The sequence below is a fragment of the Flavihumibacter sp. CACIAM 22H1 genome (assembly GCF_001601815.1).
GTDB lineage: Bacteria > Bacteroidota > Bacteroidia > Chitinophagales > Chitinophagaceae > Flavihumibacter.
The window spans coordinates 46,573-60,667 of sequence record NZ_LUKG01000009.1 but is presented as its reverse complement, the minus strand read 5'-3'; the positions used below and the strand labels follow the sequence as shown (position 1 = coordinate 60,667).

General features: G+C 47.3%; 9 protein-coding genes. 5 read left to right on the top strand and 4 right to left on the bottom strand.

Features of this window, described 5'->3' with window-relative positions; all coding sequences use genetic code 11:
• On the bottom strand, nucleotides 1–763 hold a 763-nt coding region (locus A1D16_RS04725; RefSeq protein ID WP_290708099.1), incomplete at its 3' end, for a nitronate monooxygenase.
• A gap of 10 nt (nucleotides 764–773) precedes the next feature.
• The gene (locus A1D16_RS04720) at nucleotides 774–1,772 is read right to left on the bottom strand and encodes a sugar phosphate nucleotidyltransferase (RefSeq protein WP_290708098.1); all 999 of its coding nucleotides are present in this window, start codon (nucleotides 1,770–1,772) and stop codon (nucleotides 774–776) included.
• 205 nt (nucleotides 1,773–1,977) lie between these two features.
• Between A1D16_RS04720 and glyA the strand changes: the two genes are divergently transcribed.
• Nucleotides 1,978–3,258 carry a serine hydroxymethyltransferase gene (gene glyA / locus A1D16_RS04715; RefSeq protein ID WP_290708097.1) on the top strand — a complete coding sequence of 427 codons (1,281 nt, stop codon included), beginning with the start codon at nucleotides 1,978–1,980 and terminating at the stop codon, nucleotides 3,256–3,258.
• 33 nt (nucleotides 3,259–3,291) lie between these two features.
• The gene (locus A1D16_RS04710; RefSeq protein ID WP_290708096.1) at nucleotides 3,292–3,717 is read left to right on the top strand and encodes a DUF4293 domain-containing protein; all 426 of its coding nucleotides are present in this window, start codon (nucleotides 3,292–3,294) and stop codon (nucleotides 3,715–3,717) included.
• Here A1D16_RS04710 and uvrA read toward each other — a convergent pair.
• Complete coding sequence (gene uvrA, locus A1D16_RS04705) at nucleotides 3,710–6,514, bottom strand: excinuclease ABC subunit UvrA (protein WP_290708095.1); 2,805 nt, start codon at nucleotides 6,512–6,514, stop codon at nucleotides 3,710–3,712. The genes A1D16_RS04710 and uvrA overlap by 8 nt on opposite strands.
• A gap of 324 nt (nucleotides 6,515–6,838) precedes the next feature.
• Between uvrA and A1D16_RS04700 the strand changes: the two genes are divergently transcribed.
• The 3 genes from A1D16_RS04700 (at nucleotide 6,839) to A1D16_RS04690 (ending at nucleotide 12,476) form a co-directional block, all read left to right on the top strand.
• Nucleotides 6,839–7,420 (top strand): sigma-70 family RNA polymerase sigma factor, encoded by a 582-nt coding sequence (locus A1D16_RS04700; RefSeq protein ID WP_290708094.1) that lies wholly within the window; start codon nucleotides 6,839–6,841, stop codon nucleotides 7,418–7,420.
• Nucleotides 7,421–8,034: 614 nt separating this feature from the next.
• A complete protein-coding gene (locus tag A1D16_RS04695; protein ID WP_290708093.1) occupies nucleotides 8,035–11,145 on the top strand; it encodes a SusC/RagA family TonB-linked outer membrane protein in 3,111 nt (1,036 codons plus the stop codon).
• A gap of 23 nt (nucleotides 11,146–11,168) precedes the next feature.
• Entirely contained in the window at nucleotides 11,169–12,476 is a 1,308-nt protein-coding gene (locus tag A1D16_RS04690) for a RagB/SusD family nutrient uptake outer membrane protein (protein WP_290708092.1), read from the top strand.
• An 85-nt stretch (nucleotides 12,477–12,561) separates the two neighbouring features.
• Here A1D16_RS04690 and A1D16_RS04685 read toward each other — a convergent pair.
• Nucleotides 12,562–14,095: cytochrome c biogenesis protein CcdA (locus A1D16_RS04685; protein ID WP_290708091.1), on the bottom strand; the 1,534-nt coding region annotated here is incomplete at its 5' end.

Genomic DNA, 14,095 nt, shown 5'->3' with positions numbered 1-14,095 from the left:
AAGCGCCCCGGTTTTCAGCTTCCTCTACCTGTTGGAAAAAGGCATTTTTCAACAGTCGAACCGGCACCAGTTTTTTCAGGCTGAGCTGGGTATCGCCTTCGCGGCTGTTGATCAGGGCTTCTTTAAAGGCGGGGTGACTACTGGCTTCTTCGCTGGCAACAAAGCGGGTACCAAGTTGTGCGCCATCTGCGCCCAATACCAGGGCAGCCAATAGTTGTTGCCCGGTTGCAATTCCACCGGCTGCAATAACCGGAATAGTTACGGCCGCACGCACGGCAGGCACCAGTACAAAGCTGGTTGTTTCTTCGCGCCCATTATGGCCACCTGCTTCAAAGCCTTCGGCTACCACGGCATCGCAGCCCGCCTGTTCTGCCTTGCAGGCAAATTTACTGCTGCTGACAACATGTGCCACGGTACAACCTGCTGCTTTGAGCCGGGGCGTCCAGGTTGCAGGATTACCGGCAGAGGTAAAAACAATCTTCACTCCTTCTTCTATAACGAGGCTGATCAGTTCTTCAATATTCGGATAAAGCAGGGGAATATTTACGCCAAAGGGCCGGTCAGTAGCTGCTTTTGTTTGCTGGATATGTGTCCGCAATACCTCGGGATACATGCTGCCGCTGCCCAATAAACCAAGTCCGCCGGCATTACTAACGGCGCTGGCTAAACGCCATCCGCTGGCCCATATCATACCGCCTTGTATGATGGGATATTGAATACCGAACAAGCCGGTTATACGGTTGTTGGAGAACAGCTCTTCCATGGTTTGGCTTTTATCGTTTACCCAGATCAATTTCGGTATTATCACCGATGTTGAGGCTACGGCTTTCTCCCCGAACTTCGGTATCAGAACCGATCAGGGATTGTGTCAGCACTATATCTTTCAGGTCAGAAAAAGCGCCGATAATGGAGTCCTTTATAATGGAATCTGTGATGGTAACACATTCTCCGATGGCAACATTGGGACCGATGATGCTATTGGAAATATCGCAACCAGCAGCAATGCTTACCGGCGGAATAATGATGGTGTTTTCAAATGGTTTATCGGCGGCGATACTTTGGCCCATCTTTTTCAGCAGGGTAGCATTGCTGGCCAGGAGGGTTTCTTTCTTACCGCAATCGAACCAGTTCTGCACTTTGTAGGCGCGGATCACAGCCCCGTCTCCGATCATACATTCCAGTGCATCGGTTAAATTGAATTCGCCGTAGGAGGTGATATTATTACGGATATTATTCTCCAGGCAATTGAACAGCACGGTTGTTTCACGAATTTTATAAATGCCCACCAGGGCCATATTCGATTTGGGGATCTGGGGTTTTTCCACCACACGGGTAATCTGTCCGTCTTCATTGATCTCTGCTACACCAAAATCGCGTGGATCGTCAACCCGTTTCACCCCCAGCAATGAGGTTTCGGATTGCAGCACGGATTTCACATCGTATTCGCAGATACTATCGCCGAGTACTACAATAATTTCATCATCCTGCACAATTTCCCGGGTGATTAAGATGGCATGCCCAATACCCATACGTTCATGCTGGTGTACAAAATGAGTGGTTAAATGGGGGTATTTTTCTTCAACAAAATCCTGGATTTTATCACCGAGGTAGCCAACTATAAAAATGAACTCATGCACGCCTGCCTCCACCAGTTGATCAACGATAATACCAAGAATGGTTTTACCGGCCAGCGGAATCAGTGCTTTGGGCTGTGTGTAGGTATGTGGTCGTAGCTTGGTGCCGGCACCAGCAACGGGAATAATCGCTTTCATCCAATTGTTTTTCAAAAAAGCCCATTCATTACTAACAGGCCTTAACAAGGCGTGAAATTAGGGAAAAGCACAAAAGCAGCAGCACCCTCCTCTCATTTTCCCCTTTCTCCCTCCTCGCTTCTTCTTTCCACCTCCTTGCTTCCCTTTCTCCTTTCCCCTTTCCCCCTTCCCCCTTTTCCTGTATTTTTGCGGCAAAATTTCTTCCATGACCCAAGATACACTGGTATTTGACCTGATAAACAAAGAGTTAGAACGTCAGCGCCACGGCATTGAGCTGATTGCTTCTGAAAATTTCACCTCACTGCAGGTAATGCAGGCGATGGGCAGCGTATTAACGAATAAATATGCCGAAGGTTATCCCGGTCGCCGGTACTATGGCGGGTGCGAAATCGTTGACCAGGTAGAACAACTGGCCATTGATCGCCTAAAAGAAATTTTCGGTTGTGCCTATGCCAATGTGCAACCCCACAGTGGTGCACAAGCCAATGCCGCAGTAATGCTGGCCATTCTTCAACCAGGCGATAAAATACTGGGCCTCGACCTGAGTATGGGAGGCCATCTTACCCATGGCTCCAGTGTAAACTTTAGCGGAAAACTCTACCAGCCTCTTTTTTACGGTGTTGAAAAAGAAACTGGTTTGGTGGACTATGCGATGCTGGAAAAAGTTGCCCGTGAAGAAAAACCCAAGCTGATTATATGTGGTGCATCTGCCTACAGCCGCGATTGGGATTATGCCCGTATCCGTAAAGTAGCTGATGAAGTAGGTGCCTTTGTATTGTGTGATATGGCGCACCCGGCCGGACTGATTGCCAAGGGACTGCTCAGCTCTCCCTTCGAACATTGTCATTTTGTAACATCTACTACCCATAAAACCCTTAGAGGTCCAAGAGGTGGTATTATCCTCATGAAATCGGATTTTGAAAACCCTTTCGGCTTAAAAGATCCCAAAGGAAATATCCGGTTAATGAGCAACCTGCTGGATATGGCGGTATTTCCCGGCACGCAAGGCGGACCATTGGAGCATGTAATTGCAGCCAAGGCAGTAGCATTCGGAGAAATTCTAAGTGATTCCTTTACCAGCTACGCCAAACAGGTTATTGAAAATGCGCAGGCCATGTCGGCTGCGCTGGTAAGCAGGGGCTACCAGATCATTAGTAACGGCACCGACAACCACCTGATGCTGATTGATCTCCGGAATAAAAACATCAGCGGTAAAAAAGCGGAACAGGTACTGGGCAAGGCAGATATCACCCTGAATAAAAACATGGTTCCTTTTGATGATAAATCTGCCTTTGTAACCTCCGGAATCCGGGTAGGCGTTCCCGCTATTACCAGCCGTGGTATGAAGGCGGCTGATATGGAATTTGTAGTGGATGCTATTGATACGGTGTTAATGAATGCCGATGATGAAAACAAACTGAGTACCATACGCAAAAAGGTGAATGAATTTATGCAGCAGTTTCCGCTGTATCCGCAGTTGGGATAAGTATATATCTTTACCCCATCAATAAAGATTCGTATGATTCAACGTATACAAACCATTTGGCTGGCACTGGCTGCAATCTGTGGGTTTGCCATGGCAAGAATTCCACTTTTTGCAGCCACCCTGCAGGATGGAACCGTGCGGCATTACCTGGCTACCGAAAGCCTGCTTTCCTTTGCACTGGCAATTGGCATTGCTGTATTGTCGGCAGTAGCCATTTTTCTTTATAAAAACAGGCCTACGCAATTTAAACTGGCGGTAAGCGGTGCACTGCTTTCGGCAGTGGTGATTGGCCTGCAGGTATATTCCGTAGAAGGGTTTAAAACCACGCAGAATATGGTTCAGGGAACCTATTCCTGGGGAGGTTTATTACCCATTGCCATGCTGATTTTCCTGTTTCTGGCAGCCCGTGGCATTCGCCGCGATGAAAAACTGATTAAGAGCCTGGACCGCCTTAGGTAAGAAACTTAGCGGTCCGGCTTTCTTTGTTTTTCTTCAAACCCGAAGGTAGGCCGGCATAAACCAGTTGTCCCCCGCCATCACCGGCCTCCGGCCCAAGATCAATGACCCAATCGGCCGATTTGATAACATCGGTATTGTGCTCGATGACAAGAATGGTATGCCCCTGGTTGACCAATGCATTAAAGGAGGCCAGTAATTTTTTGATGTCGTGAAAATGAAGGCCGGTAGTGGGTTCATCAAAAATGAAAAGAATATGTCCCTGTGCACGGCCCCTGCCCAGGAAGGAAGCCAGTTTTACCCGCTGTGCTTCTCCGCCTGAAAGTGTATCGGACGACTGACCGAGTTTCACATAACCCAGACCTACATCGCTCAGGGCTTTAATTTTGTTTACTACATCTTTTTCTTTCGCAAAAAATTCAAGGGCTTCATCCACGCTCATTTGTAATACATCGTGGATATTTTTTTCCTGGTAGGTTACTTCCAGTACTTCTTCCTTAAAGCGTTTGCCGCCGCATACATCGCAGGTGAGATGTACATCGGCCAGGAATTGCATTTCTACGATCTGTTCACCTTCTCCTTTACAGGCATCGCACCGGCCGCCATCTACGTTAAAAGAAAAATGTTTGGGTTGAAAGCCGCGCATTTTACTCAGTGGCTGGGATGCATACAGATCGCGGATTTCGTCGTACGCTTTGATATACGTAACCGGATTGGAGCGCGATGATTTACCGATGGGATTCTGATCCACCAGTTCTATTTGTGTAATAAAATCAATATCGCCTTCAATGGATTTATGCAGGCCCACTTTATCGGCAGCTTCTCCTTTAATTTTCTGCAAACCGGGATAGAGGATCTGTTTTACAAGCGTGGTTTTTCCACTACCGCTTACCCCGCTAACAACGGTAAAAACGCCGAGGGGAAATTCTACGTTGATGTTTTTCAGGTTATGCTGGCGGGCACCTGTAACTGACACAGAGCGATTCCATTTGCGGGGTTTCTCCGGCGGATCTATAGTAAGGGTTCCTTTCAGGTACTGCCCGGTTAAGCTGTTTTTATGCGCAATGAGTTGCTGGTAGTTGCCGGCTGCAACTACTTCTCCGCCCAGGTGTGAGGCAAGCGGTCCCATATCAATGATATAGTCGGCTTCGCGCATCATCATTTCATCGTGTTCCACCACAACCACTGTATTGCCGAGGTTGCGCAGGTTTTTCAATACACCGATCAGGCGCTCCGTATCACGGGAATGCAGGCCGATAGAGGGCTCATCCAGGATATAGAGTGAATTGGTGAGGTTGGAGCCCAGGCTGCGGGTTAGTTGTATCCGCTGGCTTTCGCCCCCGCTCAGTGAATTTGCGAGCCTGGAGAGGGTCAGGTACCCCAACCCAACTTCCATCAGGGTGCTGATGCGGCCTTCTACTTCCAGCAGAATGCGTTTAGCTACCTGCCGGTCATAATCGGATAAGTGTAGTTGAAGGAACCATTGCTGCAGGTCGCGTACCGGCATTTCACAGAGTTCACCAATATGTTTGCCGCCCACTTTTACGTACAGGGCTTCTTTACGAAGCCGGTATCCTCCGCAATCCGGACAGGTGGTTCGGCCCCGGTACCGGGATAAGAGAACACGGTATTGAACCTTGTAAAGATTGGCTTCCACCTCGCGAAAAAAATCGTCGATTCCAAGCGCAGGAGAAATGCCTTTCCAAAGTTGCCGGTATTGTTCTTTACTAAGGTCAATAATGGGTTTGTGGATAGGGAAACCAGTACTGCGCGATGCTTTTACAAACTGCTCTTTCCACCAGCCCAGTTTTTCTCCTTTCCAGGGCGCCACGGCGCCTTCGTATACGCTAAGGCGTTTGTCGGGGATCACCAGGTCTTCATCTATGCCCAGCACCTGGCTGAAACCTTCGCAAGTAGGACAAGCACCAAAGGGGTTATTAAACGAGAAAAGGTTGGGGACGGGTTCTTCAAACAGGATGCCGTCCAGTTCAAACCGATTGGAAAAACCAAACATTTCAGCGCCATCCACCTGTAACTGAACCATGCCTTCTCCTTCATAAAAGGCCGTACCGATGGAGTCTGCCATGCGGTGCAGGTCGTCTTCCTCAAAATCTTTTACAACAAGCCGGTCGATCAGCAGGTAAACCGGTTTTTTAGGCGACGGTTTCCAGGGTTTGCCACCGCCTTCCTGAAAAGAGTCCAGGAGGTCTTCGATTCGCAGGATCTCCCCGTCAAAAAGGCGGCTAAACCCCTTTTGCAGGAGAATATTCAGCTCCTCTGGTACGGAACGGTTAGCATGGAGTAAAAAAGGTACCAGCACCAGTACTTTGGCGCCTCGGGGTAACCGGCGGATGGCTTCCACCACATCGCTGACATCGTCTTTCCGGACAATTTTACCGGATACGGGCGAAATGGTTTGTCCAACCCGGGCATAAAGCAGGCGGAGGTAATCATAGATCTCGGTCATGCTGCCGACGGTAGAACGCGGTGTGCGGGTAATCACTTTTTGTTCGATAGCGATCGCCGGGCAAAGCCCTTTGATAAAATCGACATCGGGTTTGTTCATCCGCATCAGGAACTGCCGGGCATACGCACTAAGGCTTTCGGCATAACGGCGTTGTCCTTCTGCAAAAAGAGTATCGATCGTAAGCGAACTCTTACCAGAGCCGGAAACACCTGTAACCACCACCAGTTTATTACGGGGGATGGTAACATCGATATTTTTCAGATTATGTACACGCGCACCTTTTATATATATATCCTGGGCAACTGTATCAACAGAAGGGGAAGCTGATTTCATAGAACAGCAAAATTACAGGTAGTTGAGCGAAACGCAGTATTACGCGGGTTTAAAAAAACCTGGGCGGCTAAATCCGGGTGAATAGGTAGCACGTATATAATGTTTAAGTAAATTCCTTTAGACAATTAGCCGGTAATTTTCGATAAATGGAAAATAATTTTAACAAGCTCTTGTTTATTCGAAGAAATTATTATTTTTATTATACAAAACGTCCTATAACAAAAACCATAAAACTCACGCCTATCGTAGATTTACTACTACAATCGTAATTTTCCCAAATCCAAGTAACCAATATCCCATTTAATACTAAAACCGTAGATGTTTATGAAATCACATTGCGTTAAAACTGACAATGAACTTATCCATATGTTTATGGATGGTGACATGGCCGCCCTTGAAACCCTAATTCTCCGTCACAAAGACAAATTGTACACGTCCATTCTTTTCCTGGTGAAAGACAAATATCTGGCAGAGGATATTTTCCAGGATGTACTCATTAAAATTATTGATACACTTCGCGCAGGCAGGTATACCGAGGAAGGTAAATTTCTTCCCTGGGCTATGCGGATTGCACACAATCTATGTGTAGATCATTTCAGAAAAGTGAAGCGTTCACCGGCCATTAAAACCAGTGATGATCGTGATATTTTTGAAGTGATCAATTTCACAGAAGATGGTGCAGATGTAAAAATGATGAAACGGCAGAGTCATGACCGGGTTCGTCAGATGTTGGATCGTTTGCCAGAAGATCAGCGCGAAGTAATTATCCTGCGTCATTATGCAGAATTAAGCTTTAAAGAAATTGCAGCATTGACAAATTGCAGTATTAATACAGCATTGGGTCGTATGCGCTATGGCTTAATTAACCTGCGTAAAATGATGTCAGAGAAGAATATTGCCCTCTGATAACTACCAGGAGCAATCGCTTGATATTCTTATACAATTCTTATTTCCTGTTTTTAATATTTTTTTAAACAAGTCATCAGAACAGAATCATTTTTACACTGTAATATTGCAATACTAAAAACGACGATGATTTCATCAACATAATGTCATTCTGTGGCTCCCTCTGACATCTCCAATGTTTCGCTTGCCAGCCAGAAGGTTGTTACAGAATGACGCCAAACTGAAGCCCTCTCCACGAGGGCTTTTTTTTATCCCTTAGTAAACACCCCTCCAAACTGGTATTGATCCAGCCCCCAACAAAGGCAAGCAAGCTCCGGCAGTCAACCTGTAAAAACCCGCAAAGAACCTCAGCAACATCCACAACTTGCCTGATTTAGAGTGTATTAAGCCGTAGAAACCTGGTTATTTGAAATTATTTGCACTTTTTTGCCGGATTATGCAATTATTTGATTGAAATTTTGGTTAATTTCCCTAACTGCTAGGTATTGAGAAGAATTCTGCTGCCCATTTTCCTTGGTTAATGATGAGGAAATATTCCGTTTCATGCAGCATTTTTCCAGTTTCCTGCAGGCTCAAAAAATTTCAACGCTTTAATTACAACTAAACACTGCTTTATGAACCCAAAAAAAAGTTCGAATCGTCGAAACTGGAAGCTGTTGTTACTGGCATTATCACTGCAGCTCTTTGCTATGGCAGTAGTAGGCCAGGTACGTATTTCCGGAACAGTGACTGATGACAATGGCCTGCCCCTGCCTTCCATTTCGGTACAGGTTCGCTCCAGTACAGCCGGTGCCACCACCGATGAAAACGGGGCCTATACCATTACCGGCAATCTGAAGCCCGGCAGGTACGTGGTAGAATTTTCCGGCATCGCCTTCCGAACCATTACCCAAAACCTCACCATTACAGAAGCTACCAGTTATACCCTGAATGCAAGTTTACGGTCAGATGCTACCAATATGGATGAAGTGATCATTACCGGTACCTCACTGGGTACTACCAAACGGCAACTCGGCAACTTCGTAGCCACCGTAAAAGGCGACGAATTAACCAAGGGAGCTACCGGCAACGTATTAGCTGCCATGCAGGGCAAAACACCGGGTGCACAAATCATCCAGAACAGTGGCGATCCGGGTGGCAGCATATCCGTTCGCCTCCGGGGTACCAGCACCATCAACGGATCCAGCGAACCACTCTATATAGTGGACGGTGTGATCGTAAGCAATAGTTCCAGAAGGGTTACCAATACACAATCAGCCTACGACGGATTGATATCACCTGCCCCTAACCGGCTGGTAGATATTAACCCCGCCGATATTGAGCGGGTGGAAATCCTGAACGGAGCCGCTGCCGCCGCTATTTATGGAAGCCGGGCCAATGCCGGCGTGGTGCAGATCTTTACAAAACGCGGAAGCAGCGGTGCTCCCGTGGTAAACTTTAATACCTCGGTAAATATCAACCAGCTGCGCAAAGATGTCGGTTACAACAAAGCACCTACCAAATTCGGCGGCCCTACAGACGGTCCGGGTGCCGTTACGCAAGACATTCTCCTGACCGCCTTAACCAACACTACCAATGTTACCCGCTATAATTACTGGGATTATATTTTTCGCGATGGTATCGGCACCGATAATAATATCTCTGTACGGGGTGGCAAAGACAAGACCAAATATTTCCTGTCGGCTTCTCACCTTTACAACCAGGGAATTATCAAGAATACCGATTTCCAGCGCTTTAGTTTCCGCGCCAATATTGACCAGGAAATTGCCAAATGGGTAAGTGTTAGTGCCGGACTGAATTATGTAAACAGCATGGCCAATGAAAAACCAGATGGTAATTCCTTCTTCTCTCCGATCAACAGTATTACCATCATCGGCAATTTCCACGATATCTGGAAACGCGATGCCAATGGTAACCTGCAGGCCGTGGGTGAACGCGGTCGCATTAACCCGGTAAGTATCATTGAAGACATCAAACAGCGGAACCAAACCAACCGCATCATCAGCTCCCTGGGACTGAAACTGAAGCCTTTGAAAGACCTAACCGTGGATTATACAATGGGGATCGACAATATTGCACAGGTTGGTACAACCTATATTCCTCCTTATACCTATAATGCAAGTCCGGATTTCTGGGGTGGTGGCGCTTCGCTGGATCCAACCCTGAACGGGTATGCATCTGTCGGAAATAACCAGCAGTTCCTCATCAACCATGAAATCAATGCTACCCTTTCTAAAAATATCACCGACGAGCTTAATTCCACTACCCAGGTGGGTTATTCCCTGCAATACGAGCGTTCGAATTATTCGGTTGCACAAGGCCGTGGGTTAGCGCCCTTTGTTCAAACCGTAGGCGGTGCCAGTACCGTATTACCCGGTATAGATGCCCGTTCCGAAATTTCTATCTCCGGCGCTTACCTGCAACAGAACTTCAAGTTTAAAAACCGCTACTTCCTCACTGCTGCAGGCCGGGTAGACGGCTCCTCTGTATTTGGAGAAGATCAGCGGAATCAATTCTACCTGAAACTTAGTGGCTCCTATGTAATGAGCGATGAAAATTTCTGGGAGAAACTGGGCCTGGCCAACACCTGGAATTATTTCAAACTAAGAGCAGCTTACGGCGAAAGTGGTAACCTTACCGGTATTGGTGCTTACGATCGTTTCAATATCTACAATGCATCGCCCCTGGTTGGCAGAACTGCCCTGTTATCACCCGGCCAGCTGGCCAATACCAATATGCGCCCGGAAGTACAAAAAGAACTTGAAATCGGTACCGATATGGCGTTCTTCGACAGCCGTTTAAACCTTAGTTTTAACTGGTACAATAAAAAGGTAACCGACCTGCTTATTTCGCGTTTTATTGCACCAACAACCGGTTACAGCAGCCTGCTTGATAACGTGGGAGTAGTACGAAATAAGGGCATTGAACTGATGATCGGCGCCACACCGGTAAAAAACAAAAATTTCCGCTGGGAGGTTGATCTCATTTATAACCGTAACCGGAACAAGGTGGAAGAAATACCACAGGGACTTATCCAATTCAACCTGCCGGCTGGTTCAGTATCGCTGCTCAGAGGTGCCCCGATTGGCGTATTCTATGGTTTCTTCTTTGCCAAAGATGCCAATGGCAACGATATCAAAAACGCCAGCGGAATTCCTGTACAGGAAAGAGGCGTACAGAACAGTCCGCAGTCCTATACCACCCAACGAGGCGCCGATGGTTTACCTACCGGCACTCCGCTTCGGAAAATTATCGGAGACCCCAACCCCGACTGGACAGGAACCCTCGTAAATACGTTTGAATACAAAAAACTATCCCTGCGTATTCAGCTCGACGCCGTACAGGGAGTGGATGTCTTCAATGCCGATTTCCGCACCCGCCAGGGGGTAGGTAATGGTGCTGAATTTGCAGAAAAAGAACACCTCGGCCAGCTTCCAAGAGGGTATGTTAGCGGCGTATATGCCATTGAAGAATGGAGGATTGATGATGGAAGTTTTGTGAAACTCCGCGAAATTTCATTGAGCTATAGCCTGGGTAAAATTAATAAAGCCATCAGCGATCTTCGCATAGGCTTCTCCGGTAGAAACCTGATCAGTTGGGACAATTACAAAGGGTTTGATCCGGAAACCAATGCTGGCGGTGGCAGTAATCTTGCCCGCGGGGTTGATTTTGGAAACGTACCCATTCCAAGAACATTTGCTCTTAATATCAGTGCAAAATTCTAGTACCTAACCTCCAAATTAAACGTATGAAACAATATATTTTCAAATCAGTCCTGCTGGCAACGCTTATTACAGGCATGGCAGGGTGCAGTAAGAATTTTGATAACCCGGGTGCCACTCCGGTAGACAATGCCTTAACCACCTCAACCGGGTTAACAGGCGTGGCCGTAGGTGTTCAGAAGCAGTACAGCGTAGGAAGGCAATCGGCCTTATACAACCTGGTTACCGCCAACGGGTTCACTACTTTTGAGCTGAGCTTGCGGAACGAAGGAAATGTGGATGAGTTCAACTTATCAAAAGGCGGCATCAATGTAGACGGCAATAATGGTATCCTGGGCAACCTATGGACCAATAGCCTGAAAGTTATTTTCGACGCCAATAATGTGCTCAATAATGCCCCTAACCTGGGCGATAAAAACTATGCATCCGGGCTAATTGGCTATGCGTCTATTTTCAAAGCCCTGGCCTTGGGCAACCTGGCCATGTTTTGGGAGCAGGTACCTGCCTCTATCGGCACCAATGTTAGTTTTGTAGCAAGGACCGAAGGATTTGCGCAGGCAATTGCAACGATTGATGCGGCCCTGGCAGCCATTGCAGCCAATCCGATCAGCAACCAGTTCCTGGCCAATATCCCCACCGGTATTGAAATTCCCAATACCCTGCAGGCCCTGAAAGCGCGGTATTCCTTATTCAGCGGCAATTATCCGGCTGCCCTGGCAGCGGCCAATGCAGTTACACTAACTTCCAAAAGCACGATGAATTTCGATGCCATCTCTCCCAATCCCATTTTTAATGTAAGTACCGCTACCAATAACGTTTTCCAGGTAATTGATTCCACTTTCGGTTTACCCGAGGCCCTGCGGCCCGATATGTCGGATGGCCGGGTAGGTTTTTACATGAGTTTGAACACCACCATTGCCCCCCGTTGGAGAATAAAAGGATTTGGCGCAGATCTGGCAAGCCCCTGGCCCATTTATGTACCAGGCGAAATGACCTTAATTAAGGCAGAAGCCCATGCCCGAGCCGGAGCCGCCAGCCTGCCGGATGCAATTGTTGAACTCAATAAAGTGCTGACCAAAACCAGCGCTGCGGATCCCTTTGGCATTGGTGCCAACCAGGGCCCCTATGGCGGCGCTGTTACGCAGGAAGCCGTATTAACAGAGATCTACCGGCAACGGGCCCTCGAACTTTATATGCAGGGCTTTAAACTGGAGGATATGCGTCGTTTCAATCGTTCCAACGAGCCGAATGTTGAAAAGAAAAGAAATTTCTTCCCTTATCCATTCAGGGAAAGAGACAATAACCCCAACACACCGGTCGACCCCAATTTCTAGCATTCAGTTGGTTATTAATTATAAGGTTGGGCGTTTAGCAGTAAGAAAAAGGCCGTCTCCGGGGAGACGGCCTTATCTTTTCAGTTTATTGCTTGTTAAAAGCATCTAACCCGCATTGCAGCCAGCTGGCATATTCTTTAGCACTGGGCGTATAACCGACAGGATGCGATAAGAGCTGCTCATCCGGTGAAATAACCGCATACCAGGGCTGAGAAGCATTTTTAAAGTTCTCGGTCTGGAACGTCACAAATTTATCGCCAATGGTTTTGATCTCTTTTTGGATACCTTTTTCATTGGTATAGATGAACTGATCGGCATCAGGCAACGGCTTACGATCGTCTACATACAGCGATACCAGTATGTATTTTTCCATCAGTGCTTTCACTGCCGCATCGGGCCATACATTCTCTTCCATTCTTCGGCAGTTAACACAGGCCCAGCCGGTAAAATCAATTAAAATAGGTTTATTCAGCTGTTTTGAGAGGGCCAGGGCTTTTTCGTAATCATTTACGATAATTGTTTCCTCGTGTTTGTAGAGGCTGTACGTGAGCGGTGGCGGAAACCCACTTAAGAGTTTGAGGTTGGCATAGGGCGTATTGGTGAGACCCGGCACCAGGTACAGCGTAAAGGCAGCAAAAAGAAAACCGATGATTTTGCGCGTGGTACCGAGTTTTTTAACCGGTCCCTCATGCGAAAACCGCAGCAACCCAAACAGGTAAAGGGTGGTTAGTACGCCGATAACGATCCAGATGGCAAAAAACACTTCCCTTTTTAATATACCCCAATGCATTACCAGGTCGGCATTGCTGAGGAATTTGATAGCAAGGGCAAGCTCCACAAAACCCAGCACAATTTTAACGGTGGTAAGCCATCCCCCCGATTTAGGCATCGCATTTAACCAGTTCGGGAAAAGGGCAAACAGTGCAAAGGGCAGGGCCAGTGCCAGGCCAAATCCCCCCATACCTACGGTAAGCTGCATGGCTCCACCGTTGGTAGAAAGGGAACCGGCCAGCAGGGAGCCCAGAATTGGGCCGGTACAGCTAAAGGAAACCAGGGCCAGCGTAAGGGCCATAAAAAAGATACCGATACCCCCTCCTACACCGGATTTTGAATCAATACTATTGGATAAACTGCTGGGCAGGGTAATTTCAAAGAGCCCGAAAAAAGAAAGGGCAAACACTACAAAAATTACGAAGAAGAGCAGGTTCAGCCACACATTGGTGGAGATATTGTTCAGGATTTCCGGGTTAATGCTGTCCAGGAAATGAAAGGGAATGGATAAGAGCAGGTAGATCAAAAAGATAAAAAACCCGTAAAGCAGGGCATTGCCTACGCCTTTTTTCCGATCCTGCGATTTTTTGGTAAAAAACGAAACGGTGAGGGGAATCATAGGAAATACACAGGGCGTAAAAAGGGCAATCAGTCCGCCGAGAAAACCCAGGATAAATATATTGAGCAGGCCACTATCGCTGGCAGCTGCCACACCGGAGCCCCCACAATCTGCAAGGGGCTGGTTTAGCTGAATAGCCGTTCTTTTTATTTTACTTTGAGTGCTTTCTGTTGATTTTAAGCCGGCTGCCACCAGTTGGCCATTGGCATCCATTTCAAAGCGGAAAGGA